Raw genomic sequence first — 25,758 nt, forward strand, 5'->3', positions numbered from 1 at the left:
GCCGGAGGGGCAACCGCCTCACTGCCGACCAACTCGGTCCACGCTAACGGAGCGAACAAGCCAGGGGTGAATCGAAGAGGGCATGCTGTAGCAACACTCCACCTGAATGCATCGGGCTTCTTAGATAGTCACCGAGTCTTCCGTGTCGCGTAAGTTTCGGGCCGTTATCCACTCTGCAGCGCAGGCATGGCACCCGGTTTACGAGCTGCGACTCAGCAGCGGTTTCAGTTCTCGCGCGAACCAGCCCTTGAGTGAATTCGCGTACATTCCGGTGAAGTGGTTGTCGTCGCTGTAGACCACCAGGTCGCCGCTAATCATGTGACACGTGCCGTCCGGGCACACCATCTGGTGGGTGTCGAGCACGCTGATTCCCATCGCGGTCGCAGCTGCGGTTAACCAGTCGGGATCTTGCTCAACAAACCACGAGCAGGCGTCATCAACAGGCCCTTGCTCTATCAGACACTGCGCCCCATTGAGTCGCACACCATCGGCACCGACGAACCCGACGGAGGGCGCGTCACGCATCACAATCACCTGTTTTCCGGCGTCGCGAAGCCGGTTAAGCGCGGGAGTGGGATCCACATCCCCCGCGACCAGGTCCGCGCGAATACTGACGATGACGGTGTCGATCGTGGGATCAGCCTCGATCGCACTCAGTTGTTGTTCGCTCCACTCGCGGCAGCGGGCAGCGTCCTCGCTACTGAGGCTGTCTCGGGAGTCAACAAGCTCGCACGACGCGCGCGATTCCATACGCAGCCCCCATCCTTCCTCCGCAGCGAGCTGCTGAAGAGGCGCGGCAAACTGCTCCGCGTGCGAATCGCCGAGCAGCATAATTTGGTTACCCTCGCCCGGGAAATCGCATGAGCGTTCCACCTCGGTTGCCACCTTTTGACGGGTGCAGTGATCCTTGCCGACACCAGTGCGGAACCACAGCCACGGAGTGTCTTCCTGCGCGAAGGTGGGATCGATCAGCGCCTCTTCGTAGGCGTGAGGATTGTCACACTTGTTGAGGATGGCATAGGCACCTACACACTGCTGTGTTCCGCTTTGGGTATTCTCGCCACTCAGCAGCGACTCGATAGCTGCCCGTCGCTGATCCACGTCTTGCTGGATCGCGACAATCTGCGAGGCAGCCAACCCGATCACGGCGCCGACGGCAACCACCATCAACCCAAACGTGGCGCTGCGGCGCTTCAATATGCCGGGCGCTTTGCGTATCGGATCCTCAACGAACCTGAGCGTCAGCCAGGCAAGCGCCAGCGTGACGGGAATAACGACTAGTGCGCGTCGCCAGCCCCAGCCGACCGCTGGCGCGGCCGCGGTGATCGCGAGGATGAGCGGCCAGTGCCACAGATACACCGAGTACGAGGTGTCGCCGAGGAACTGGACGGCCCGGTTATGAGTGAGACGCTGCGGAGCGAACTTCCAACCCGCGGAGTCGGTATCACCGCACCAGATGAGGATCGCGGTCGCGGCGACCGGGATCAACGCGATCGCACCAGGAAAGGGTGTGGCAGCCCCGAATAGGATCGCGGATCCCGCAATCGCACCCACCGCGATGATGCTGAGCACTCCACGTGACGCAGCCGAGAACTTTGCCGCGGGAACCATCGCAACGAGGCCACCCAGCGCAAATTCCCACGCCCTGGTCGTGGTAAGGAAGTAAGCGGAAGGCTGAGATCTCGCGGTCTCAAGCACTGAGAACGCGAGCGACAGCACGAGAACGGCTATGAGCGCACCAAGGATGAATCCGCGCTTGGGCTTCTTAACGAGCGCAGCGATTCCGATTGCCACCACGATGATGAGTGGCCAGACAAGATAGAACTGCTCCTCGATCGACAGCGACCAGTAGTGCTGCACGAGCGTTGGAGGGAATGCAGCGTTGAGGTAGTCGATCGAGTTTGCGGCGAGTCGCCAGTTAAGAACGTAGCCCGCCGCGAATCCAATATCGCCGTAGTTTTGCGGGCGTGTGTTCGCGGGCATCACCGTCGCCGTGAGCGCTATGGTGACGAGCAGCACAAGGAGCGACGCGGGAATGAGCCGTCGAATGCGGCGCGCCCAAAACTCGGTGACCTTCACCCGGCCGGTGGTCTCAACTTCACGGAGTAGGTGCCCGGTGATCAGAAACCCGCTGATGACAAAAAAGATGTCGACGCCGATATAGCCACCGGGCAGGTGCTTCGGAAACAGGTGGAAGACCACCACAAGCGCGACGGCGAGCGCACGCAACCCCTGAATGTCGAGACGCAGGCGTTTTGTGGCGGGCGGTTGCGCCTTACTCAAGCTAAGCGGCGCCACCCTCACGCAAAATCCCATCGAGGTATGTACCGTAGCCGCTCTTGCGCAGGGGGGCTGCGAGCTCAGCGAGCTCCGCATCACTCACCCAGCCGTTTCGCCACGCGATCTCTTCGAGGCACCCGATCTTAAAGCCCTGGCGATCCTCGATCACGCGCACATATTCCGAGGCCTGCATCATCGACTCAACCGTGCCCGTGTCGAGCCACGCCGTGCCGCGGTCGAGCGTCTGCACGTGCAGTTTGCCCGCATTCAAGTATTCTTCGTTGACCGTTGAGATCTCGAGTTCACCGCGGGCGCTCGGCTTGATGCCACTCGCGATCTTCACCACGTCATTGTCGTAGAAGTACAGGCCGGGAACGGCGAAGTTACTCTTCGGGTTCTCGGGTTTCTCCTCGATTGACAGCGCGCGCATCTCAGCATCGAACTCGACCACACCGTAGGCCTTGGGGTTCGCAACGTGGTACGCAAACACCACGGCCCCGTCGACCTCCGTGTGCTTGCGCAGATTTGAGCCGAGTCCGGTGCCGTGGAAGATGTTGTCGCCGAGCACAAGCGCAACGCTGTCGTCTCCGATGAACTCCTCACCGATTGTGAACGCCTGAGCGAGCCCCTCTGGTTTCGGCTGTACGGCATATTCGAGGCGCATGCCCAACTGTGACCCGTCGCCGAGGAGTGCTTGGAACTGCTCGTTGTGCTCGGGGGTCGTGATGATGAGGATCTCGCGAACCCCCGCCATCATGAGCGTCGAAAGCGGGTAGTAGATCATTGGCTTATCGAAAATCGGCATCAGCTGCTTCGAGATGCCCTTGGTGATTGGCCAAAGCCGGGTGCCGGAACCCCCGGCGAGAACGATGCCCTTCACGCGTACCACTGCCTTTCGTCGTGTTGCCCAACAGCCTATTCCACGCAGCCGATTCACCATCGCAGCTAGACTGCCTGAGGCGCAATTCACCAGAGCTGCAAGATTTCAGGGAGCAACATGGCCGCAACAACACCACTGATGCATCCTGGCGAGCCCTGGAACCAGAAGTCTCCGCGTTATTTCGGCAAACCACTCAGTTCTACCAACAGCCTGAACTTAATCCGCCTTGTGCTTGCCGCCGCGGTGCTCGTGTTTCACAGCTACCCGCTGACTGGGAGGCCCGAACTGGCTCCCGCACTCGGAGGTCAGGGGCTTGGCGGGTGGGCTGTTGCCGGCTTCTTTGCAATCAGCGGTTACCTGATCACCGCGAGCCGTCAGCGCACCGGATTCGCGAACTTCCTACTGCTCCGAGTCGGCCGTATCTACCCCGCGTTTATTACGGTGCTGGTGGTAACGGTCTGCCTATTCGGGCCTATCGCGCAGTTGATCAACCACGGCACGCTGCGTGGATACCTTTCGACACAGCCGAGCCCGTTTGCCTACATCTACGGCAACCTGTTTCTCGACATCAAGCAGTACGCAATCGGTGACACGCTCAGCGCCGTGCCCTACCCAGACGCGTGGAACGGCTCGCTCTGGACCCTGTACTTCGAGTTTCTGTGTTACCTGTTTATCGGTCTGCTCCTTATTTGGAAGCGCGCCCGCACCTCTGTGTGGCCCGTCGCGATCGCGTTTGTGCTTTCGGCAGCGGTGTACGCGCGGGCTGACCTCGCGGTCAATGCCGTGGGAGGCGAAGATTCGATCCGCCTCTTGGCTTCCCTACTCCCGTACTTTCTTGGTGGCGCACTGCTCCGCCTCCTGAAGCCCTACATCGGGCTCCACTGGGTCGGGGGTGTGCTCTCGCTCGCGATCATGATCATCGGCGTTAATTTCGGGCCGCTCTGGATCGCGCAGGCTCTCGCTCCGCTCTACGCCTACGGGCTGCTGTGGCTCTCGACCGTCATTCCTCAACCGAAGTGGATCGCACACCACGACGTTTCGTACGGCATCTACATCTACGCGTTCCCGGTGCAGCAGATGCTCGCTCTTCTGGGGCTCTACACACTCAACGTGTTCTGGTTCTCAACGCTTTCACTGGCTATCACGGCGCTCTTCGCCCTCGCTAGCTGGTTCTGGATCGAACGCCCGGCTCTTCGACGCACACGCATCGCCACGGGGCGCTCTGCGGATCGCTAACGGCTGAGCCAGATACACTTGGGGGCGCTCGTACCGCACTGGCATTCCAAAAACCCGGAGGAACCCCGTGACCCGCAAGATTCTTGTGACCGGAGGCGCTGGCTTCATCGGCTCCAACTTCGTACACTACCTCGTCGCCAACACCGATGACGTGGTGACGGTGCTCGACAAGTTCACCTACGCCGGCAATGAGGCCTCGCTCGCTGGCCTGCCCGCGGATCGCGTGCGTGTGGTTCGCGGCGACATCTGCGACGCCGAGCTGGTTAACGAGCTGGTCGAGGCGACCGACGTAGTGGTGCACTACGCGGCCGAGTCACACAACGATAATTCGCTGCAGAACCCCCGCCCCTTCCTCGACACCAACATTGTTGGTACCTACACGCTCCTTGAGGCTGTTCGCCGCCACGAAAAGCGCTACCACCACATCTCAACCGATGAGGTCTACGGCGATCTCGAGCTCGACGATCCCCAGCGCTTCACCGAGCAGACCCCGTACCACCCGTCGAGCCCTTACTCGTCGACGAAGGCCGGCTCCGATCTACTCGTACGGGCCTGGGTGCGTTCCTTCGACGTGCAAGCCACCATCTCAAACTGCTCGAACAACTACGGCCCCCGTCAGCACGTCGAGAAGTTCATCCCCCGGCAGATCACCAACGTGATCGACGGCCAGCGCCCCAAGCTCTACGGCGAGGGCCTCAACGTGCGTGACTGGATCCACGCAGACGATCACTCCTCAGCAGTGCTGCGCATCGTCGAGGCGGGGCTCATTGGCGAGACCTACCTGATCGGTGCCGATGGCGAGAAGAATAACCTCGAGGTACTGCGGCTGATCCTGCAGGCCATGGGCCAGCCCGCTGACGCATTTGAGCACGTCGTTGACCGCCCGGGTCACGACCTACGCTACGCGATCGACTCGACCAAACTGCGTACTGAACTCGGGTGGCAGCCGTCGTTCCCAGATTTCGAGCGCGGAATCGTCGCGACCATCGACTGGTATCGCAACAACGAGGCGTGGTGGCGTCCGCAGAAGGCCGCAACCGAGGCCAAGTACCGCGAGCAGGGACAGTAATCGTGGCTGCGAAGCCGCTCGCGATCCGCGAGACCCCGATCCCGGGCCTGCTGCTACTCGACCTGCCCGTACACGGCGATAACCGCGGCTGGTTCAAGGAGAACTGGCAGCGGGAGAAGATGCTTGCGCTGGGACTGCCCGATTTCGGGCCAGTGCAGAACAACATTTCGTTCAACGACAAAGCCGGGGCGACGCGCGGGATCCACGCTGAGCCGTGGGACAAGTATGTATCGGTTGCGACCGGGCGCATCTTCGGAGCCTGGGTCGATCTGCGTGAGGGCCCGACCTTCGGCCAGGTGTTTACCGCCGAGCTGGATCCCTCAACCGCGATCTTCGTGCCGCGCGGGGTGGGTAACTCGTACCAGACCCTCGCAGATGACACCGCCTACGTCTACCTGGTCAACGCGCACTGGAGCGCGGAGGCGCAGGGCGAATACTGCTTCTTGAACCTCGCAGACGCCACTGCGGCGATCGAGTGGCCGATACCGCTGGAGCAGGCTGAGCGCTCCGAGAAAGACCTCAACCACCCTGTGCTGGCCGATGTCACTCCGATGAAGCCAAAGCGCACGCTGGTGTTGGGAGCGGGCGGACAGCTGGGGCATGCCCTACGCGCGGCGCTTCCCGAGGCTGACTTCGCGGATCGTGCACGCATCGACCTGAGCGACGCTGCGTCGCTGGCGCGCGTGCGCTGGGCCGACTACGACACGGTCATCAACGCGGCCGCATACACGAAGGTCGACGAAGCCGAGACCGCGTCCGGTCGCGCCGAGTGCTGGGCCGCGAACACTACGGGGGTCGCCGAGCTAGCGCGTCTCGCGACCGAGCACGGCCTGACACTCGTGCACGTGTCGAGCGACTACGTCTTCGACGGCTCGCAGCCGGTGTTTGACGAGACCTCCGCTGTCTCACCGCTCGGGGTGTACGGTCAGACCAAGGCCGCGGGCGATGCTGTCGTTGCCACCGTGCCGCGACACTACATCGTGCGCACCAGCTGGGTGATCGGTGAGGGCAACAACTTCGTGCGCACGATGGCGTCACTTGCGTCGCGCGGCATCGATCCGAGTGTGGTCGACGACCAGGTCGGCCGCCTCAGTTTTACGGCAGACATCGCGGCCGGGATCCGACACCTGCTCGAGACCCGCCCGGCATACGGCCTGTACAACCTCACAAACGAGGGTGAGCCCATGTCGTGGGCAGACATCGCCCGCTTGGTGTTTGCGGGCGTGGATCAAGATCCCGCGCGCATCACGGGTGTGAGCACCGCCGAGTACTTCAAGGATAAGCAGGCGGCCCCGCGGCCACTTAACAGCACGCTTGCCCTCGCCAAAATCGAGGCAACGGGCTTCACACCCCGCGATGCTCGCGAGGCGCTCGCCGACTACCTGCCGGAAAACTAGCGGGGGTCGTCCGAGTTTTCTTGGCGGGGGGCGCCCAACTCCAGGTCGCGCACACGATCCTCAAGGGCCGCCGTGTGCTCGGCTAGCGTTCTCGTGCGCTCTTCGAAGCGAGTAAGTTCACCCGACTGCTGCATGAGCACCAGGAACAGCACGAGGATCCCCAAGAAAAACACGAGGTTCACCGGTACCTCGACCCCCAGAGCCTTTGCCGCACCCTCAAGAAGGTTCGGGAAAACAGCAACGACCAGGCCGATCCCTCCGGCAATCAACCACCAGAGTGTATGACGCTCGCGCAGACGACCTCGGCGTAGCAACTCGATCACCACAACGAGCACCAAAAGAGCCGATGCGATCCCCAGAATGTAGCTTGCGAGAGTCATAGTTCCACTCCAGTCTTTGGCCGTGGGCGCAAAAACGCGATGACCAGGGCGAAAAACGCTCGACCCAGGTAGATGGCCGACTTCAACGGATTGTGCGAGGGAGTGCCGCCTGCGCGCTCTCGCATCGTGACTCCGAGCTGGGCAAAGCGCAGCCCGGCGCGGTGCCCAATAACGAGGGCCTCGATCGTATCGCCCAGGTACTCCGCTGGATACTCCCGAGCGAAGAGGTGGATCGCACGCGGCCCGTGAGCCTTAAACCCTGAGGTGGTGTCGCTGAGCCTGACGTGCATTGCGCGGCTCAACACGCTGGAGAGAAAACGCATCGCCCACTTTCTGGGCCCGCGCACTTCGTATTCGTCACCGTCGGTGAACCGAGCCCCGACGACAACGTCAACTCCCTCAGCGCCATTGGATCCCTCCGAAGCGTCGAGCAGGGCAACGAGCGCTGGCACATCTGCGGGGTTGTGCTGCCCATCCGAGTCGAGCTGCACGGCAACCGGAAAACCGTTCGTTTCCGCGTAGCGGAATCCCAGCCGCATGGCCCCACCAACACCCAGGTTGAACGGGAGCTCAAGAACACGAGCGCCGGCTTCGCGTGCCCGGTCCGTCGTCGCGTCGGAGGAGCCGTCGTTCACCACGAGCACTGTCGCACCGGGCAGGGTCTGTCGCACCTCGCGCACAACACTTGCGATTACCTCTTCCTCGTTGAAAGCAGGCATCACAATGAGCACGCGTTCAAGAGGGAAAGTCATGCCGGTCATTCTATCCACAGCTCAGCGGGTGAAGATGTATCGCGACAGCGTGCCGATCGCAGCGCCGTCCCTGCTGAGAAGAGCAGACGGGAGTTTCGTGACGGCGTTGAGGCGCGAAGTGATTCGATTCTGGGCAGCACGCGCGGCGCGACCCCACCCCTTACCGCGCAGCCGGGGCACCGCGGAGCGATAGAACGCCTGCTCTTCGTTGAATCGGGTGCCGTCTTTTGCGGTGTACGACGAAGCGCTAGCAGCGTGCCGGCGGTACTCGAACACAACCTCGGGCAGTAGGGCGAGCCGGCCGTCCTCAAGCAGAATGTCGCTCTTAATGACCAGATCGAGTGTGATCTCGAAATCCTTTGAGAAGCGGTGTTTCTCGAGCACGTCACGCCGCCAGCAAATTGATGGGAAATACGACCAGTCGCCACGCAGCAGCGTCGTCATAACGTTCTCTCCGGAGAGCAACGCGCCTCCGGCTGGCACACGGGGTCGCACCCAGGTCTTCACGCGATCAACGAGTGGGTAAGAGGCAGCGCCGTTTTCGTCGATAACACGAACCCCGGGCTGCACGAACTCAGGGTTGTCGAAACGCTCGATCGCGGCCTTAACCGTGCCAATGTAGTTGGGCAGCATGCGGTCGTCGCAGCCCATGATGGTCACGTAGTCTGCGGTTGCAAGGTCAACCGAGCGGTTGAAGGAGCCACTGACTCCCAGGTTCTGCGGGTTGCGTTCAAACACGATGCGGGGATCCTGCAGAGAGGTGACCCACGGTTGCGCATCCCACTTGGGGTAACAATCGTCGAGCACAACCAGACGCCAGTCTGGATCACGCTGGGCCAGCACACTGTGCACAGCTTCTTTGAGCTGCTCGGGGTCGCCATAGTAGGGCATGAGAATGTCGATGGTCACGCCGAAGTCGCTCCGTCTCCTGAGATAATGTGTCGTGGTCGCGCGCTCATCATCTTAAGGGGTCTCATTTGACAAACACCGCTACGAACGCGCGATCCGGATTAGCGCTTGTGCTGACCGGCACGGTCGTCTCTGCAGCAAGCAGCTTTATTGTGCTGCTGATCGTGGCCCCGGCCCTGGGTGCCGCTGGCTACAAGCAGTTCTCCGTGTACTGGAGCGCGCTGTTTATGGTGGTGGCGATCCTGTTCGGCGTGCAGCAAGAATCTACCCGCGGCGTCGCTGCGGCGCGAGGCATCGCTGCACCAGAAAAGACAGCAACAGCTCAACACAAAACTTCTGTGCTCCGTTTTGCCCTGCTGATCGCCGTCGCCCTGCTCGTTCTGGTCGGTGCAACGAGCCCGCTGTGGAGCGAGGCCCTGTTCGGAACCGGCACTGCCACCTGGGGAGTTCCTCTGGCGATCGCGGTGGCTGCCTACGCGATTGTCGCGGCGACGAACGGGATCCTCGCTGGGACCAGTCAGTGGGCCGCGTTCGCGCTGCTCGCCGTGATCGACGGAGTTCTGCGTCTAGTGCTCGTCGGGCTGGCGCTGGGTCTCCATCTCGGCGGCACTGCACTCGCTTGGGCCGTCGCGATCCCGTTTCCGGTGTCACTCGCGGTGGTGTTTTTTATCAAGGCGCGCACCATTCGCGCCAACACGCTCGTCGCCGGCACAGCGGGCAGCCTCGCTGCAAACATGTCACGCACGCTCGCCGCCTCAGTCGCGGCGGCGATCCTGATCAACGGCTTCCCTGTGTTCATGTCACTATTTGGGCGGACTGACGACGACACTCTTGGCGCCCTTAATTTGGCGGTGATCCTCACTCGCGCCCCCATCTTGGTGCCGATCAATGCGCTGCAGAGCATGCTGATCGCTCGCCTGAGTGGAGCCACAGCGGGGCGAAATCGCCTGTTCGCGCTCGTTCTCGCGGTGATCGCAACGCTGACCGTACTCGTGGCCGGGGTGGTGTGGCTCTGGGGTGGCCCGCTACTTGCAGCGTTTTTCGGAGAGGACTTTCTGCTCTCCGCTTCTACACTGGCCGGGCTGGTTGCCGCCGCGGGTTGCCTCGGTGTGCTGACAGCCACGGGAGCCGCCGCACTCGCGCTTGAGCGTCACAGTTTCTTCGCAGCAGGTTGGATCGTTGCCGCCGCGTTTGCCCTGGCCATCCTCGCGTTTCTGCCCGCCTCTCTCGAGACGCGTATTGTGCTCGGCCTTGTGGTCGGCCCGCTACTCGGCGCCGTCGTTCACCTTGCGGCGCTGCGCACTCGCAACCCAGAGCAGCAGCGCGGCGAATAGCGCAAACGCGAGCGTTCCCGTGCCCCACACCACCATGGGCGACGGACCAACTCGCCACCACCACTCGGCGGCGCCGTTGAGATCTAGCTCACCGGGTGCGACGTAGCGACGCATGTTGAAGAAGAGCGCGACCGAGTTTGCAACGGTCAGGAGTCCAGCTGCGACCCCGCCCTGGACGAGACTGAACGTCGGCTGTCGCCACACGGGGACACCCGCGTCGACACTCCCGCGCTCCCGCGTCGGCATCAGCGCGACAATCACAAACATGATGAGAAGCGGCATGATGTAGCGTGGCTGCACCTGCCACCCGACTGTCACACCGTTCTGCACGAGCAGCAGCATCGGAATCGCGATCGTCGCGAGCCCGACTCCAGCGAGCGCGATGGTCTTGCGCCAGTCCGATCGGGCGAGCGCCACAAACAGCACACCCGCCAGCACGGCCGTCGTCGAGAACCACACCAGGCCAGGCAGCGGCGTATCTAGCCAGCCGAGGCCCGAGTAGGGGCTTCCGTCGAAGTTTTGGCCAACGATTCCGAGGAACAACTCGGGCAGATCGAAGAGGTTGATCGCGATGAGCGCACGCTTTGGAATCTCAGCCGCATCATTCAGCGCCATTCCCCCGCTGAGCGCCGATCCGGTTTGGTTTGCACTCAGGAATGCAAAAGCGGCAAACACCATCAAAGCAAGTGGCAGGATCGCACGCACGAAGTACGCGCGGGACTTTTCGAAGGTGAGCACCAGCGCTGCGAGCACCGCAATCGCCGTGTATGCCGCAGCATCGCCGCGAGCACCAAGTCCGAGTAGCGCCGCAAGCACCGCGTATCCACCGAGCGCCCACGACCGCCACCCCGTAGTGCTCAGATAGCCGACAAGCGAGGGCAAGAGCAGCACCGCCGAGGAGATTGCCCAGCCGCTCGGGTTGATCGAGGGAATGAGAAACATGCCAAACGGCACAAATGTCGCGACGATACCGCCAACGTAGGCGAGGCGGTTTTTGCGCGGCAGCAGCGCCCACAGGCCCACTGTGAGCGCCGAGAACAGCAGCGCCTGGGCGAAGCGGATCAGCAGCGTCGAGATCACCATGTTGTCGCCCGCCAACAGCGACGTCCAGAAATAGTACCCCGATGGATAGAGCCCATCACCGTTCACGCGGTCCGAGTCCGTAAGACCAAACGCGCCGTCTAAGAAGTTCTTACCCTGGCAGGCGGCGCTCACGTCGGGCTCGTGCGCGTAACAGATTGCCCGCTCAATGTTGTCGGGCACCATGCGGGAATCGGCGGTGCTGCCCGGCCCACACAGGCCCTCTCGTTCGCCACTGCCGCACCAGATGCTGGCGAGGTGGAAATCTTCGTCGGGGCTTGCACCGACCGGTGACGCGAGTGCCCAGGCTCCAAAGGAGAGCATCATGAGCAGGATGGCAAGTAAGCCGATCAGGATCGGCCGCTTCGAACGGGTCGCCCGAGTTTCAGGGGCTGTTTCAGTCACCGCGACGCTAGCTTCAGACACCGACATTATGCGGCCACCTCCAAGCGATCTCGCTGCAACTTTCTCATCAGGAAGAAAACGAGCACAGCAAAGGCGATTGAACCAACAAACCACACGGTCATGGGTTGCGGCGCCGCCCGCCACCACCAATCCGAGTTGTTGAGATTGAAGTTGCCCGGTGACACGTAGCGGCGCATGTTCGTGAAGAGCGCCACCGAGTTTGCAGCGCTCAGGAGCAACACCACGATCCAGAACTGAATCTTCGTCAGCTTGGGCAGCCGATCCAGAACAACGGTTCCCTGCGGACTTGGCGAGAGTGCCACCGCCGCGAACAGAACGAACAGCGGCATTACGTAGCGCGGCTGCACCTGGAACCCAATCGGCACGTGGCTCTGGAAGTGAATGTAGAGCGGGATCGCAGCTGCGGCGAGCGCAACTCCGGTCAGCGCGATTGCGCGGCGCAGCTCAAAACGTCGGAACGCAAGAAAGATCACACCCGCAAACACGAAAGTCGTCAGTGCCCACACGGAGGCCGGGAGAGGCGTGTCGAGCCAGCCTAGGCCCGCGTAGTCGCTCGAATCGAAGTTTTGGCCAAGTACCCCGGCGTAAAGCTCGGGGAGCGCAAAGATATTCTCGACCAGCAGTTTTCCTGGCTCGATCGAGTCAAAGCCCTTCTGCGTCATGCCCTCAAGCGCGAGGCCAGTCTGCCCCGCGGTGACAAACGTGACGACGGCCGCAAGTGAAATCGCAACCGGCAGGATCGCGCGCAGCGCATACCCACGTGTGCGTTTGAACGTAATCACGAGTGCAGCGAGCACGGCCACCACCGCGTAGGCTGCACTGTCGCCACGGGATCCGAGACCGAGCAACGCCGCAACAACGGCGAGCGCACCCAACGCAATGCTGCGTCGCCCCGTTGTGGTGAGGTACCCGACCAGAGCCGGGAATAACAGTGCACCCGAGGCAATCGCCCACCCGCTCGGGTTAATGGACGGGATCAAGAACATGCCGAGCGGCACAAACGTGATCACGATCGCACCGATCAGCGACGGTCTGTTCTGGCGGGGCAACAGGAGCGTTATGGCGGCGACCAAACCGCTGAACAGCAGGGCTTGCGTAAATCGCAGGGCGATTGTCGACACTACGAGGTTGTCGCTCGCAAAGAACGACGACCAAAAATAGTATCCGGAAGGGTACTGGCCGTCGGAGTTCACGCGTTTGGAGTCAACCAGCTTGAACCCGCTGTCTTCAAAGGCTTCACCCTGGCAGGCCGCGCTCTTCTCGGGGTTGTGCGCGTAGCAGATCGCCTTCTTGATCTTGTCTGGGATCTCCCGCTTATCAGCGGTCGATCCCTCGCCGCAGAGACCGTCGCGTTCGCCGCTACCGCACCAGATGCTTGCGAGGTGATAGTCCTCGTCGGGTGACGCACCAACCGGAGATGACAGGGCCCAGGCCCCAAAGGTCACCAGAGCTGCGAGCAAGATACCGAGAACGGCGAGCGTGCGCTTGGGCGCGGTCGTGATCGTGGTCATGCTGCGGGCGACTCCAAAGGTTGAGGGCGGGTGCACTTCTCGCAAACACCCGAGGTCTCCAGAGATTCTACGGGCTATTACTTGGGAGCGGTGATCCTGCGAGGTCACGTGGAATGCGCGGCGCAAGCGTCAGCCCGCAAATAACAACCGCGGCAGACCCGCCGCACGCACCAATCAAGAAGCCCGAGATGACCCCCCACTGCCCCAGCGCGGGTGAGGCAACCAGCATCACCGCGGTACCCACGACCGTGGCGGTCAGCCAGATCTTTGCAAAGAGCCCCTGTCGGCCCACCGCAATCAGGTACGCAGCGGGCGCGGCGGTGATCGACATTGCACACACAGCAACGAGCAGCGGCCGCATGCTCTCAACTGCTTCACGATACGAGTCGCCGTAGAACACCGACAGAATCCACGGTGACAGCCAAATCAGCAGGCCGAACAGCACAACGAAGGCAGCGAGCGTCACGAGGAACACGCGCACAAGGGAGCTTCGGATCGCGCGCGCCGATCCGCTGAGCATTCTGGCGAAGTGCGGCACCAGCACTTGCTGCACCGACTGCGCCAGCTGGTTTGCCGGGGTGGCGAGAGACAGGCCCGCAGCGAAAAGTCCCGCCACAATGGGAGTCTCGAAGGCTCGCACAAACACCATCGTCTCAAGCAGAAGTCCACCAGTTGCCAGCAGCGCGATGGCTGAGTCCCTCGTGAAGATCAGCACCTCTCGGCGCGCACCCGGCAGCACACCAGCGCTCGCAACACCTCCGCGCGGCCAGCTAGCCACCGCAAAGATCGCGTAGGAGGCGGCAAGGGGCAGCAGTGTTGCCCAGTGCCACCCGGCGAGCAGAACTCCAACGAGCGCCGTGATCGACACGAACGAAGCAACGGTGTCGAGCACGGTTGCCCGGGTGATCCGGTCTTCTCCGAACAGCACCCCGCGCACAAACACGTAGCCGGAGTAGCTCACCACAAGCACCACCGTGCCTAGGGTCTTGGCGAGGTCGCTCCCCAGCAGAAGCGCGCCGGGCACAGTGAGGATCGCGAGCACAATAACGGACACAGCAAAACTGCGCTTTAGTACCCCCAACGCGGAGTCCGACAGCCTGAGATCTGGAAGAAACCGCGAAGCCGCAACACCGGCCGCGGCTGGCCAGAACAACACCGCAAACACCGCAAGCGACAGCAGTGCAGAGATCTCGCCGAGGCTCTCTGGCCCTGCAAGCCGCCCGATGAGGAGTGTGTAGGCGAACCGGGCAAGCCCCTGCACGCCCATCCCAATCGTGGAGACAACAGTGCGCGAGAGAACCCCGCCACCCTCACCGCTCACTGGCGAGTCTCTCGGTGTCGGTGCAGACATGCATGATGCGCACGGGGCCTCCTGTGTCGAAACAGTCGTTCATCACCCTAGTATCGAAAGTCAGGGATCAATACATCAGCACCCAGCCAAACCGAAGGTGGCAATTCGTGCGCATCGCATTTGTCGTAAACAACTACCCTCCGCGCACCGGAGGGGTTGAATTGCACGTCCACGCGCTCGCCTCAGAGTTGACCAGGCAGGGCCACAAAGTGTTGGTCGTGACGCTTGGCCCCGAAACGGGCTGGTCTCACGATGCTGGCGCTGGTACAAACCCCGTCGAGATCCTCACCCTGCCCGAGCACTTCCGCGTTGCCGATATTCTCGGATTTCCGTCGCTCGGCACGCGGCGCCACCTCACGCACCTGCTGAAAGAGCGCGGGATCGACGTCGTCTCGGTGCACACCCGCTTCTTCCCGATGAGCTACATCGGCATGCGGGCAGCACGAGCCACCAAACTCCCCCTCGTTCATACAGAGCACGGCAGCGACCACGTTGCAAGCGACTCGGCCATCATTCGTTTTGCGAGCCGCATGGTTGACTTCACCCTCGGACGCAAGGTGCTGCGGAGCGCAGACCGCGTGCTTGGGGTCTCAGAGAACGTGACGGCGTTCACCCACCGGCTTGCTGGGGTTGACGGCGAGGTGTTTTACAACGCCGTCGACGCAATTCCCGCAGGAGGTGCGGCGGATCCTGGATCAGCCAGCCGCCCGACTCACCTGGTGTTCGCCGGGCGACTCGTCGCCGGAAAAGGGTGGCGGGACTTTCTTGAGGTCGTTGCAGCAACGAGGGCCGATCACCCCGAGCTCACCGCAGAGATTCTGGGTGATGGCGCAGACATGGACCAGGTACTCGCGCAGATTAATTCACTTGGCCTGAGCGACATCGTTTCTGTGCGCGGCCGAGTCTCCCAGACAGAAGTACTCCAGGCGCTGCGGGGAGCCACTCTCGTGAACCCGTCGACACTCGCGGAGGGGTTTCAGAACACCGTCCTGGAGGCGATCGTTGGGGGCGGACGTGTGGTGTCGTACTCGGTTCCCAGCGCGGAAGTACTACTGAAGCAGGGGGCGAACGTCACCATCACTGAGCAGAAAGACGCGGCCTCTCTCACCGCAGCGGTTGCGAAGGTACTTCGAGATCCCGGCGAGCACGCTTCCCGTGACCTTATTGATCGGTGGACCTGGCCAGCTCGCGCAACCCAGTTTGCTGAGGTGTGCGCCGCGGTCGCGGATCACAAGAACTAGACTGGAGTATCTACGTCTTCTGATCGGTTAAGGACACACACATGGCTGCTGTACCGCGCAACGCGGACACCTGGCTCATTGTGCCCCTCTACAACGAGGCTCAGGTGGTGCGCGAGGTCATCGCCCAGGCCCGTGAAACGTTCCCCAACATTGTGTGCGTCGACGACGGCAGCAGCGACAACTCCATCAATGAAGCACGCGCGGGCGGCGCCTACGTCGTCTGCCACCCCATCAACCTCGGGCAGGGTGCCGCGCTGCAGACCGGCCTGGATTTTGCCGCGGCGCAAGAGGGGGCCGAATACTTCGTGACGTTCGACTCCGACGGCCAGCACCGCACCGAAGACGCAGAGCGCATGGTGGCTCGTCTGCGCAGCGAACCCCTCGATATCGTCGTCGGTTCGCGTTTCCTCGACGGGCGCACCAAGCCTGGCCTCATGAAGCGGATCGTACTTCGGGCAGCCGTGTGGTTCGAGCGGCTCAGCACCGGGGTCAAGCTGACTGACGCGCACAACGGGCTGCGAGCGCTCAACCGGGTGGCTGTCACCAAGATCCAGATCCGCCAGAACCGCATGGCTCACGCGAGCGAGATCGTCGCCCAGATTGGCAGGCGGCACCTGCGCTACGCCGAGGAGCCCGTGCACATCATTTACACCGACTACTCCCGCGCAAAGGGACAGTCCCTCTGGAACTCCGTCAACATCCTGAGCGAACTGTTCGTGAAGTAGGCCCCAATGGATCAGATCATCATCAAATCAATCCTCATTGCGGTCTTTGTGCTGTTTGGGCTCATGCTGCTGCGCACAGGTGGATCCGCGCGCACTCAGGCAATCCGCACGCTCGCGCTCATCCTCTTTCTGGCCGCCGCCATCATCGCCGTCATCTTCCCGGCCCTCGTCAACGATCTCGCGGTGAGCGTCGGCATTGGCCGCGGCGCCGATCTTTTGCTCTACGCCTTCATCATCGTGTTCATCGGTAACTCGCTGCAGGCAGCGCGCAGGCGCAGCGCACAGAGCGCGCAGATCACCCAGCTCGCTCGCACGCTCGCGCTGCAGCGGCCACTCGAGCCCACAGCACCAGCTCAGGATCACCCGCAGCCTTGAGCCCTTCGGTGCTGCAGGTCACCCCGACCGCCCTCCAACTCGACGCGATTCCCCGGGAACCGCCTCAATTGATGTCCGCTTCGACGATCGCAGAATTTGGTCCATCGACCTCAGCGACACGAAGCGCGCGGATCCTGACCCGCTCTCATTCTCCTGGCCAGACTCGCTTCGGCCGTATCTGACCGGCCACACGCGCGTCAGCGTTGTCGACTCCGCAAGCTTCGCTGAGCTTGCCTCGTGCGACGCACAGTTTGACGAGCAACAGCAGCGAACGAGTGTGGCTGATCCCGATGGCCACCAACTCATGGTGAATAAATGGGGTCGCCTCGGTCATGCGCTTGAAGCAATGGGGTCTGAGGCGCAACGCCGCATTCTCGAGGACGCCACTCGGGTTGTCGCGGACCTCACTGAGCTCGGACTGCGCCCGTTTGCAGTTGGCGGGACCCTGCTCGGCGGGGTGCGCGACGGCAAGCTTCTCCCCCACGACGACGACGCCGACATCGCCTACCTCTCTTCCCACACCAATCCGGCCGATGTCGCACTCGAGTCCCTCAGGGTCGGGCATCGATTGAGCGATCTGGGGTATCAGGTGCTGCACCACAGTGCGGTGCACATGCAGCTCACGTTCCCGGGAGTCGCCAACACCTCCGAGCCAGCTAGCGGCCCCGGCCACTACATCGACGTGTTCGCGGCGTTCTTTACGAGCGACGGCAACATCAATCAGCCATTCCACGTGCGCGCCCCAATGACCGAGGCTCAAATGCTGCCGTTTGGCAGCGTCGCACTCGATGGCTTCGAGTTTCCGGCGCCCGCAGACGTCGACCACTGGCTCACCATCAACTACGACAAAAAGTGGCGCACCCCGATCCCAGGGTTCAAGATCGTGACCCCGCTTGAAACCCGACGGCGCTTTGAGCCGTGGTTCGGTGGCTTCAATTTTCAGCGAGAGTACTGGGACGACCGCTTTGCGAGTGGCCAAAGTTCTGCCGAGTGGCAGACGGGCCGCGATTGGCTGGTGGGTCAGGATTTCGACACACCATTTATCGTGGATCTCGGCTGCGGGCTCGGTGAGCTTTCTCGTCAGCTTATGCAGAAGCAGCCCTCGCGCCAGGTACTCGGTCTCGATTTCTCCACCGCGGCACTTGACCGGGCCGCTGCGACGCCCGCGTCCAACCTGTCGTTCGGCCGGCTCAACCTGAATCGGCTGCAGTCGATCGCACTCACTCGCAGATTCTCGATCACAGGGCCGTTCAGCGTCGTCGCGAATCACCTGTTTGAAGAGCTTGGCCACCACGCCCGAGAGAACGCCTGGCGAATCACCCGCATGTCGCTGCGCAGCGGCGGCTCGGTCTTCTTCGTGTTTAACGCGCGTCCCGCGGCGGACGTTTCGATCGACGATCCGAGCGGCTGGCATCTCACCCGAGACCAGGTCATTGCCGAGGCGGCAAGATTCGGGCTGACCGTTGACTTTGTATCCCTCGACTCGCAATCCGACCGCGAACCCGTTGGAGCCCAGGTGCGGCTCGCCGATCCCGAACCCGAACTTCGCACAAACGACGCGATGCACACTTCCAGGAGGACCCCATGACTCAGCCGGATTCCAAGTCCCCACGAAACTTCCGCGCGCTGGCCCACCGGTTCATCTTCCACTGGCGCGACGACGCTCGCCGCATGACGGCGATCGAGGCCGAATTGAAGTCGGCCCTTGAACTGGTGGCGCGCCTTGAGGCCGAGGTCGACGAGTTGCGTGAAAACAATCTTCGAATCGTGGAGCTGATCGACGTCGCTGAGCGGCAATTGACACCAAAGGCCCTCGACTAACCCTCGGCAATAGCCCGTTCCCGTTCCTCCCCCAGAAGGTAACAAGTTTGCAGCGTCAAGGCCGACCGGCAACCCACAAATCACTGCGTCTCGATATTCAGGGGCTTCGTGCGCTCGCTGTCACCCTCGTAGTTGCGTTCCATCTTTTCCCAGCCGCGCTGCCCGGTGGGTATATCGGCGTCGACCTCTTCTTTGTGATCAGTGGATTTCTGATCACCGGGCACCTGCTGCGCGAGGTCGAAACCACCGGCCGGATCCGCGTTACCGAGTTCTGGGCACGACGCATTCGCAGGCTCTTGCCCGTGTCTCTGCTTGTGCTGGTAGTGACGCTGATCCTCACCGCGACCCTAATGCCCGCCAACACCCGCACCCAAAACTACGGCGACATCGGCTTCGCGGCGGGCTACGTCCTCAACTGGCGCCTCGCCTCAAACTCCATCGACTACCTCAATGCTGCAGCCCCGCCCAGCCTCGTGCAGCACTACTGGTCGCTCTCGATCGAGGAACAGTTCTACATCGTTTGGCCGGTGCTGATCCTCCTCGTTCTCGGAATCGCGGCGCTGCTCAAACGCCCGTCGCGAAGGTTCATTCTCGGAGCCCTGGCGTTTGTGTTCGTGGCATCACTCGCCTTCTCCATCATCGAAACCGCGCGATCACAACCCTCCGCCTACTTCCTCACGACCACCAGAGCTTGGGAATTCGCGCTCGGCGGCCTGATCGCGATGGTCCCTGCAGCCAGGCATTCCGCCCGCACGCGCGGTCTCGTCAGCATTATCGCGGTCGCCTCGATTGTGGCCTGCGCTTTTGTCTTTGGACCGGCGACACCGTTTCCGGGCTCGATCGCGCTCATCCCGGTTGGCGCAACCGCGATCCTGATCTGGTGCGGTGACGCGCACCCTCTCGGATGGAAGTACGAACCGCAGCGGCTTACCCACAATCGCGGGGTGCAGTTCGTCGGTGATGCCTCGTACTCAATCTATCTCTGGCACTGGCCGCTCATCCTGGTGTTCGCCGCTCTGATGCCCGCCACACCCGAATGGCAACGCGCGATCCTCGTTGTGCCCGCAACGGCGGCACTTGCATGGCTCAGCCTCAGGTTCGTTGAGAATCCGGTGCGCCGCAGCCCCGGCTTGCTCGAACAGCGCGGACTCACTTTTGTGCTCTCGGGCGCAATCATCGCTGCCATCATTGCGGTCTCGACCACGCAGGTTGCCGCGATTCACACAGAAGTCGAGAAACGGCAGTCGGAGATTGAGTCGCCGCTCAGCGATGCGGGCGCGACCGAGTCGCAGGGTACCCAGATCCCGAACCTGCAGCTCTGCATTGGCGCGTACTCGATTCTCAACGGCTGCGACAACCCGCACGCGTACGACCCGTCGGTTATCGACCCAACGTTCGCGCAAGAGGACAAGCCGTGGCGGTGGATCAATCAGCGGGTCGCAGAGGGTACGTGCACGCAGAAGACCGTCGGGACCCTGCCGGAGAGGGCCTGCGCGTTCCCAGGTAAGGGCAAACAGGTACTGCTCATCGGGGATTCTCATGCGGACCAGTTCGCCGCGCCGTTGAGCCAGGTCGCGAAGGACAACGGCTGGGGGTTCCGGCTCGAGAGTCGTTCTGCGTGCGCCGTTTTTGTGGCTCCAGCCGAGGGGCAAAACGAAGATGTTGCCCGGTGCGCGACCTGGGGCAAGGAACTGATCGACTCGATCGTTGCAGATCCAACCGTCGACGTGGTCCTCTTGAGCGTGCGCATTGAAGACGGCTCTCCCGCCGTCGATGCCGTCCCCGGGTTTTCAAGACTGTTGGACGCCGGGAAGCAGGTCATTGTGATCCGAGACACACCCGAGGTTAGAGTCTTCGACACAGATGGCACACGGCTCACGGGGCCCGAGTGTCTGTCGTCTCAGGGCATTGTTGACGACGCCTGCAGTTGGGCGGAACCGAGCGAGCCGAATTGGCTCACCTCAGCGGCAGACAGCCTTAATCTCGACGTGTTGGATACGCATGAGATCCTCTGCCCTGACGGCACCTGTCACCTGATCACCGGCGGCCTCGTGACCTACACCGACGACAACCACTTGACCAACTTGTTTGCACTGTCGATGTCGGGGTGGTTTGCTCGTGAGTTAGAGCCGCTTGTCGGTTAGTCGCCTCAGCGCTGCTCGGGGGTCCAGGGGATCAAACGCTCTTCGATCGCTGACACCGCGCGCTCAGACGCCTTCCCGTCAGTAAACGGGTACAGCTTGGCGATCCGTTCGCGATATTCATCGAGTTGCGGATGTGTCCCCGCAATCATCTGCGCGAGGTTTTCTTCGAGCGACTCCAGGTCGCTACAGACGGGGCCAAAGCCATCGCGCCGGTGGTCGAAGTAGCCCTGCGAAGCAACGTGTCCCCCGCCGTAGAACTCATCCCGGTCGAACTGGAAATACGCCGTCGGGGCTCCGCAGAAGGCCCCCTCAAACGCCTGTGACGAGTAGTCGGTCACCACAAACGTCGCACCGGCGATGACCTTCTGAACGTCATCACCAACGTAAGAGACGCGCTTCATGCCCGCGGGTAGCTGCAGCCCCTTCCAGTGCTCGTCAATGCCGGGGTGCGGCAACAGCACAACCTCAACGTCGGTTCGCGAAAGCAACTCGGCCATGAATTCGCCCTGGAAAAAGGCCTGCCACGCGCGCACAAACTCGGTCTCGAAGAAACCGTCGAGCACCTCTCGCTTGCCGTCGGTCGCGTTGCCCAGGAGGTAGTTTCTCCACGTGGGCATAATGAGCACCCGGCAAACCCCCGGGTTGGCGTTATCGGCCGAACCCTGAAGTTCCACAAGCCTGTCGTGGCGGGGAAGACCGGTGAGCGCGACCTCACGCTCCGAGAACCTATAGGGAGACGGTGATCCCGCGATATCCGCATATTCTTCACGGGTCGAGGTCAAGAAAACATCGATGAGTCTTCTATTGAGCCAGCGATGGAGCGAGTTGTGAATCACACCGTGCTGCAAAAACGTGAAGGTCCAGGTTTTAGGCAGATAGTGCCTGGGGAACGGCTCAAGTACATAGTGATCGGCCATAGAGGAGGCAAGTACCTTCGCCTCTTTCATCAGCAGAAAGTGCTTCTTAGTCTTGTGTGCAACGAGTCGGAAACCCTCGGCCTTGAGCCGACGGTAGTCTGGCGAGCCGCGATCAATCACAAACCAGGCGTTAATATCGGGCCGGTGCTTCCGCAGATAACGATAGAGCGCTTCGGCATTATCGTTCGCTTGAATATTGCGGTCGATGCACACCCACGCATCGCTGAACCGCTTGCTGATTCCGAAGAGCCGCCCGGCGCGATACGCGAGCGCCAAAGAGAGCCGTTCACGCTTGTTCCGGAGACGCTCGCGCAGCTGCGTAGCCCGGCTGACGCGCATGCTTTCTGCAGGAGCGGGGAAAGGCAACGGGGCTATCTCAAGCGCCACGCAGGCTTCGCCCTCCGTCTGGGTGCGACCCTCAAAAGAGAACTTCACCGTACTCTGAGGCGAATGAAGCGCGATCGCATCTGTACGCTGTGCCGGATCCTCCGCCGCTACCCAGAAAATATTCGCATAGGCCCAGGTCTGGTTAAACAGCTTGACCTCGCGGGTCTTGCGGAAGGCAACGTCGCGCACTGCCCCTGCCTGAGAAGCCGTAGCTTCGGGCTCTGGCTGCGCCGAGTAAAAGAACACCTCTTGCAGCTGGCGCGCGGGGTCGTAGAGCCCCAGAAGGGGAATGTGCGAAACCTGCCCCGGGTCTACCGCGGTCTCCCAGGCGGCCCGGATTTCAAGGGGTACGTGAATGATCCTAAAAGCACGAATGTTCGCCAGGCCTACGCCCGTAAGAACCTCGCGCGAAAGCTCAGCAAGCGTCGTCTGATCGCTCTCACCCATCTTGTACACCGGAGAGATGAATGGCAGATAGGCCTTAAACAGCCAGGAAATGTCGTAGAGGATCAGATTGCCGAGCCACCGCGGACAATCAGTGCCGGTGTCTTCGAGAAGCTGCAGGTAGCCGTATCGAATGATGTTGAGGTACTTGCTGTAGTCGGTCAGAGCGGTGGCCGCACCAGGATGGGCGACATAGATGTACTCAGCCTGGGGCACCAGCGCGTACTGCGGCGCGTCGAGGGCGAGCAAGAACCTCGCAATGAGGTGTGCGTCTTCAAACCCGCGGCGAATGCGCTCGTCAAATTTCAAACTGTGGTTGCGAAGCTCTGCCGTTCGCAGAAAGACCATGCCTCCGTGCAAATGGATCTGCTCCGGCTCGCTCATCAAGTCGATAACCGTCGTGGTGGAAATGTCGGTATAGCGATAGTTCAGGGCGTGGTGCCGGGGTGTGCCATCGGGATCGCGGCGTACGAGCTTCGAGGTGAACATGCTAAGGCCGGGGTGCTGCCGGATTGCCTCGATCATGTCTGCGAGGTAGCGGGTCGACAGCGTGTCGTCTGGATCAGGGAAGCTCACAAACTCACCGCGAGCAACCTCGATTCCTGTGTTGCGCGCGCCGCTGAGCCCACGATTCTGCTGCGTCACGAGGGTGACTGCGAAGTCGGTGTGAGGCATCCACTCACGCACCAGGCGCTCTGATTCGTCGGGTGATCCGTCGATCACAAACACCAACTCAACAAGCGCACGATCAACCTCTTGCGCCTGCAGGTTGGCAAACATCGAAGGCAGGTGCACCGCGACGTTGTAGCAGGGGATAACGAAGGTTACGACCGGCTGGGACGCGCTTGGCTCGTTCCCTTTGCCGTTCGCGTCTACCGTGTACGCAGCGGAAGGAATCTTCGTCATCGGGTATTCAGCCTTCATTTCAGAGCAGTCAGTCGGGCCGCCACAATGTTCTACGTCGCGGCCCGACTGCTAGTGATTACTTGGGGTTGAACGATACCCGTGAACCCGACTGGAACTCAGCGATGCCGTGCTGGAACTCGAGTGTGCGGGTTCCGTTTGAGACGCGCCCCTTCGGCGATCCAGCCAAGAAACCCCAGTCTCCCATCGGGCCGTCTTCGTCGAGGTAGCTCTCAAGGAAAGCGCCGTTGACAATGCCGTATGCCTTACCGAGCGCTTCGGAGTAGGTGATAAGCCCGCCCTCAAACCGCTGATACACGCCGCCACCGTTCTCGGTAATCGAGAGTTCATTGTGCAGGGGACGCCCGTAATGGCTGCGGCCACGCTCGTACACCGGCTTAATGTTGCCCTTGACCTGATAATTCAGGGCCCCGCTACCAAGCTTGCCGGAAGCGGGATCAACAAACGCAACGGCATCCGCAATCGGGCCGTCGAACACCATCTTGCCGCGCTGCAGCACAACACCCCGGTCGCAGAGCTGAAGCACCTGGTGCGTGCTGTGACTCACGATAAACATCGTGGTCCCTTGGCTGCGCAGCAGCTTCATTCGCTCCGTGCACTTATCTTTGAACGCGGCGTCACCAACGGCCAGAATCTCATCGACCAAAAGGATATCGAGCTCCGTATGCACCGCGACGGAGAACCCCAAGCGGGAGTACATACCTGACGAGTAGTACTTCACCTCGGTATCGATGAAGTCACCGATCTCAGAGAACTCGAGAATGTCGTCAAAGCGAGCGTCAGTCTCTTTTTTACTCATGCCCAAGATTGCGGCGTTCAAATAAACGTTGTCCCGGCCGGTGAGGTTGGGGTTGAAGCCAGCTCCCACTTCGAGAAGACCCGCGATCCTGCCACGAGTACGCACCCAGCCACGGGTAGGACGGAGAACCCCCGAGAGCATCTTGAGAGCGGTCGATTTGCCGGATCCGTTTCTGCCCATCAGAGCAATCGATTCGCCCTCGGCGACCTCAAGGCTCAGACCATCAACCGCGTGAAAGTCAGAAGAAATCTCCTTGCGCTGCAACGCAGCGACGAAGGTCTCTTTGAGTGACCCGGTGTGCTTGATCCTAAAAGTCTTGCTCGCGTCGTGCATGACGATCGAGGGCTTCTTTGTTGCAGGTGCTGCAACCGCTGCAACCGACTCAACGGCCGGTTCAGGGGCGGCGGCGTTTGGATCAGAGGTGCTGAGCAAAATTACCCTCCAGCTTTCGGAATGTGAGCTGCCCGATGAGTAGCGTGACGAGCGCAATGACGAGGCCAATGAGCGCGTTCAGCATGAGATGAGACGGCCGCTCTGGAAGTGGACGCCCGTCCGTGGGCACCGCGGCCCAAAAGACGTTATGGAAGAGCTCGACCGTCACGGTGACCGGGTTGATCATATAGATCTTAAGAGCGAGCGGAGAGAGGTGGGCTTTCAACATCGTCCACTGGTAAAGCACGGGCGAAAGCCACGTGGCAAACATCAGGATCAGGTCAACAATGTTGCGGGCATCACGCTGCGCCACGTTAATGGAGCCGAAAAACAACCCCAAACCGAGCGCAAACACGAGCACGATGAAGATACCGAGCACAAGCGCGAGCAGCTGCATCCAGGTGATTGTCCACCCAAGAAAAATGCACACAATGAGCAAAATCACGGCCTGCGGCAAGAAGTGCACGAACGCGACACCAATTGCAGAAACAGGAAAAAGCTCACGCGGCAGGTAGATCTTTTTGACAAGCGACGCGTTGCCCGTGATCGAGTCGGTCGTGTTTCGCAGGGCCTCACTAAAAAGGTTGATAGTGATAATGCCGGAAAACAGATAGATAGAGAAATTCGGTATATCGCGGTGGGCCTGGAAGACCGTGCCGAAAATAAAGTCGTACATCAAGAACTGGGCCGCTGGCCTCACGTACGACCAGATCCACCCGAGTGCTGAGCCGTAGTAGCGGGTGGCGATTCCCTTGCGAACAAGGAGCCCCAATAGATGACGATGATGGAAAACGTCAAAGAGGCCCTTGCTCCTACCTGGAGTATTAAACTCTGGGTCAGTTAAGGCGTTTATGTATGACACGATCTAGCAGTCTACTTCGTCCGGCTGGGTACTTCGTTGAGGCGCGACCCTGACGAGCCGTCCCGGATTGCTTCACACTCCC

21 protein-coding genes are annotated in these 25,758 nt (G+C 61.4%); 10 read left to right on the plus strand and 11 right to left on the minus strand.

What is annotated here, in order from left to right; translation table 11 throughout:
* Window positions 1-198 precede the first annotated feature (198 nt).
* Both G7068_RS07155 and rfbA read right to left on the minus strand, forming a co-directional pair.
* Complete coding sequence (locus tag G7068_RS07155) at window positions 199-2,283, minus strand: acyltransferase family protein (RefSeq protein ID WP_166290607.1); 2,085 nt, start codon at window positions 2,281-2,283, stop codon at window positions 199-201.
* Between the two features lies 1 nt (window position 2,284).
* Complete coding sequence (rfbA, locus tag G7068_RS07160) at window positions 2,285-3,160, minus strand: glucose-1-phosphate thymidylyltransferase RfbA (protein ID WP_166290608.1); 876 nt, start codon at window positions 3,158-3,160, stop codon at window positions 2,285-2,287.
* A gap of 117 nt (window positions 3,161-3,277) precedes the next feature.
* On the opposite strand from rfbA, the gene G7068_RS07165 reads away from it, so the two are divergent.
* The 3 genes from G7068_RS07165 to G7068_RS07175 all read left to right on the plus strand — a co-directional run bounded on the left by G7068_RS07165 (window position 3,278) and on the right by G7068_RS07175 (window position 6,862).
* Complete coding sequence (locus tag G7068_RS07165) at window positions 3,278-4,396, plus strand: acyltransferase family protein (protein ID WP_166290609.1); 1,119 nt, start codon at window positions 3,278-3,280, stop codon at window positions 4,394-4,396.
* Between the two features lie 67 nt (window positions 4,397-4,463).
* Window positions 4,464-5,465: a dTDP-glucose 4,6-dehydratase gene (rfbB, locus tag G7068_RS07170; RefSeq protein ID WP_166290610.1), complete on the plus strand. Its 1,002-nt coding sequence runs from the start codon at window positions 4,464-4,466 to the stop codon at window positions 5,463-5,465.
* A 2-nt stretch (window positions 5,466-5,467) separates the two neighbouring features.
* A complete protein-coding gene (locus G7068_RS07175; protein ID WP_166290611.1) occupies window positions 5,468-6,862 on the plus strand; it encodes a sugar nucleotide-binding protein in 1,395 nt (464 codons plus the stop codon).
* On the opposite strand, the gene G7068_RS07180 is transcribed toward G7068_RS07175, so the two are convergent.
* From G7068_RS07180 to G7068_RS07190, 3 genes are read right to left on the minus strand one after another with little or no spacing between them, the layout of a single operon-like run.
* Window positions 6,859-7,242 carry a DUF2304 domain-containing protein gene (locus tag G7068_RS07180; RefSeq protein ID WP_166290612.1) on the minus strand — a complete coding sequence of 128 codons (384 nt, stop codon included), beginning with the start codon at window positions 7,240-7,242 and terminating at the stop codon, window positions 6,859-6,861. The two genes, G7068_RS07175 and G7068_RS07180, sit on opposite strands and share 4 nt — an antisense overlap.
* Window positions 7,239-7,994, minus strand: coding sequence for a glycosyltransferase family 2 protein (locus G7068_RS07185; RefSeq protein ID WP_166290613.1), 756 nt, complete (start codon window positions 7,992-7,994; stop codon window positions 7,239-7,241). The genes G7068_RS07180 and G7068_RS07185 overlap by 4 nt, the downstream gene beginning before the upstream one ends.
* 21 nt (window positions 7,995-8,015) lie before the next feature.
* Window positions 8,016-8,903 (minus strand): glycosyltransferase family 2 protein, encoded by an 888-nt coding sequence (locus G7068_RS07190; RefSeq protein WP_166290614.1) that lies wholly within the window; start codon window positions 8,901-8,903, stop codon window positions 8,016-8,018.
* A 68-nt stretch (window positions 8,904-8,971) separates the two neighbouring features.
* On the opposite strand from G7068_RS07190, the gene G7068_RS07195 reads away from it, so the two are divergent.
* Window positions 8,972-10,237, plus strand: coding sequence for a polysaccharide biosynthesis protein (locus tag G7068_RS07195; RefSeq protein ID WP_166290615.1), 1,266 nt, complete (start codon window positions 8,972-8,974; stop codon window positions 10,235-10,237).
* Here the strand turns inward: G7068_RS07195 and G7068_RS07200 are convergent.
* From G7068_RS07200 to G7068_RS07210, 3 genes are all read right to left on the minus strand, one after another.
* On the minus strand, window positions 10,169-11,749 hold the full coding sequence (locus tag G7068_RS07200; protein WP_166290616.1) for a DUF2142 domain-containing protein: 1,581 nt from the start codon (window positions 11,747-11,749) through the stop codon (window positions 10,169-10,171). The genes G7068_RS07195 and G7068_RS07200 overlap by 69 nt on opposite strands.
* Window positions 11,749-13,254 carry a DUF2142 domain-containing protein gene (locus G7068_RS07205; RefSeq protein WP_166290617.1) on the minus strand — a complete coding sequence of 502 codons (1,506 nt, stop codon included), beginning with the start codon at window positions 13,252-13,254 and terminating at the stop codon, window positions 11,749-11,751. Before G7068_RS07205 ends, G7068_RS07200 begins: the two co-directional genes overlap by 1 nt.
* A 67-nt stretch (window positions 13,255-13,321) precedes the next feature.
* On the minus strand, window positions 13,322-14,605 hold the full coding sequence (locus G7068_RS07210) for a lipopolysaccharide biosynthesis protein (protein ID WP_166290619.1): 1,284 nt from the start codon (window positions 14,603-14,605) through the stop codon (window positions 13,322-13,324).
* 107 nt (window positions 14,606-14,712) lie between these two features.
* Here G7068_RS07210 and G7068_RS07215 point away from each other — a divergent pair, with 107 nt between their 5' ends.
* The 6 genes from G7068_RS07215 (at window position 14,713) to G7068_RS07240 (ending at window position 20,911) form a co-directional block, all read left to right on the plus strand.
* A complete protein-coding gene (locus G7068_RS07215) occupies window positions 14,713-15,846 on the plus strand; it encodes a glycosyltransferase family 4 protein (protein ID WP_166290621.1) in 1,134 nt (377 codons plus the stop codon).
* Between the two features lie 41 nt (window positions 15,847-15,887).
* The gene (locus tag G7068_RS07220) at window positions 15,888-16,571 is read left to right on the plus strand and encodes a glycosyltransferase family 2 protein (RefSeq protein ID WP_166290623.1); all 684 of its coding nucleotides are present in this window, start codon (window positions 15,888-15,890) and stop codon (window positions 16,569-16,571) included.
* A 6-nt stretch (window positions 16,572-16,577) separates the two neighbouring features.
* A complete protein-coding gene (locus G7068_RS07225; protein ID WP_166290625.1) occupies window positions 16,578-16,946 on the plus strand; it encodes a DUF2304 domain-containing protein in 369 nt (122 codons plus the stop codon).
* Window positions 16,947-17,223: 277 nt separating this feature from the next.
* A complete protein-coding gene (locus tag G7068_RS07230; RefSeq protein ID WP_166290627.1) occupies window positions 17,224-18,534 on the plus strand; it encodes a class I SAM-dependent methyltransferase in 1,311 nt (436 codons plus the stop codon).
* The gene (locus tag G7068_RS07235) at window positions 18,531-18,767 is read left to right on the plus strand and encodes a hypothetical protein (RefSeq protein ID WP_166290629.1); all 237 of its coding nucleotides are present in this window, start codon (window positions 18,531-18,533) and stop codon (window positions 18,765-18,767) included. The genes G7068_RS07230 and G7068_RS07235 overlap by 4 nt, the downstream gene beginning before the upstream one ends.
* Before the next feature lie 47 nt (window positions 18,768-18,814).
* On the plus strand, window positions 18,815-20,911 hold the full coding sequence (locus G7068_RS07240) for an acyltransferase family protein (RefSeq protein ID WP_166290631.1): 2,097 nt from the start codon (window positions 18,815-18,817) through the stop codon (window positions 20,909-20,911).
* Between the two features lie 5 nt (window positions 20,912-20,916).
* On the opposite strand, the gene G7068_RS07245 is transcribed toward G7068_RS07240, so the two are convergent.
* The 3 genes from G7068_RS07245 to G7068_RS07255 form a co-directional block, all read right to left on the minus strand.
* Window positions 20,917-23,565, minus strand: a complete 2,649-nt coding sequence (locus G7068_RS07245; RefSeq protein WP_166290634.1) for a bifunctional glycosyltransferase/CDP-glycerol:glycerophosphate glycerophosphotransferase — start codon at window positions 23,563-23,565, stop codon at window positions 20,917-20,919.
* Between the two features lie 76 nt (window positions 23,566-23,641).
* Window positions 23,642-24,814: an ATP-binding cassette domain-containing protein gene (locus G7068_RS07250; protein WP_244304768.1), complete on the minus strand. Its 1,173-nt coding sequence runs from the start codon at window positions 24,812-24,814 to the stop codon at window positions 23,642-23,644.
* The gene (locus G7068_RS07255; protein WP_341873768.1) at window positions 24,798-25,586 is read right to left on the minus strand and encodes an ABC transporter permease; all 789 of its coding nucleotides are present in this window, start codon (window positions 25,584-25,586) and stop codon (window positions 24,798-24,800) included. The genes G7068_RS07250 and G7068_RS07255 overlap by 17 nt, the downstream gene beginning before the upstream one ends.
* Window positions 25,587-25,758: the final 172 nt, after the last annotated feature.

The sequence above is a fragment of the Leucobacter viscericola genome, from assembly GCF_011299575.1.
Classification (GTDB): domain Bacteria; phylum Actinomycetota; class Actinomycetes; order Actinomycetales; family Microbacteriaceae; genus Leucobacter; species Leucobacter viscericola.

Coding starts and splice junctions, on each gene's coding strand:
- G7068_RS07165 (WP_166290609.1), top strand. CDS start 3,278: ATGGCCGCAACAACACCACTGATGCATCCTGGCGAGCCCTGGAACCAG.
- G7068_RS07180 (WP_166290612.1), bottom strand. CDS start 7,242: ATGACTCTCGCAAGCTACATTCTGGGGATCGCATCGGCTCTTTTGGTG.
- G7068_RS07185 (WP_166290613.1), bottom strand. CDS start 7,994: ATGACTTTCCCTCTTGAACGCGTGCTCATTGTGATGCCTGCTTTCAAC.
- G7068_RS07200 (WP_166290616.1), bottom strand. CDS start 11,749: ATGTCGGTGTCTGAAGCTAGCGTCGCGGTGACTGAAACAGCCCCTGAA.
- G7068_RS07205 (WP_166290617.1), bottom strand. CDS start 13,254: ATGACCACGATCACGACCGCGCCCAAGCGCACGCTCGCCGTTCTCGGT.
- G7068_RS07210 (WP_166290619.1), bottom strand. CDS start 14,605: ATGTCTGCACCGACACCGAGAGACTCGCCAGTGAGCGGTGAGGGTGGC.
- G7068_RS07220 (WP_166290623.1), top strand. CDS start 15,888: ATGGCTGCTGTACCGCGCAACGCGGACACCTGGCTCATTGTGCCCCTC.
- G7068_RS07225 (WP_166290625.1), top strand. CDS start 16,578: ATGGATCAGATCATCATCAAATCAATCCTCATTGCGGTCTTTGTGCTG.
- G7068_RS07235 (WP_166290629.1), top strand. CDS start 18,531: ATGACTCAGCCGGATTCCAAGTCCCCACGAAACTTCCGCGCGCTGGCC.
- G7068_RS07245 (WP_166290634.1), bottom strand. CDS start 23,565: ATGACGAAGATTCCTTCCGCTGCGTACACGGTAGACGCGAACGGCAAA.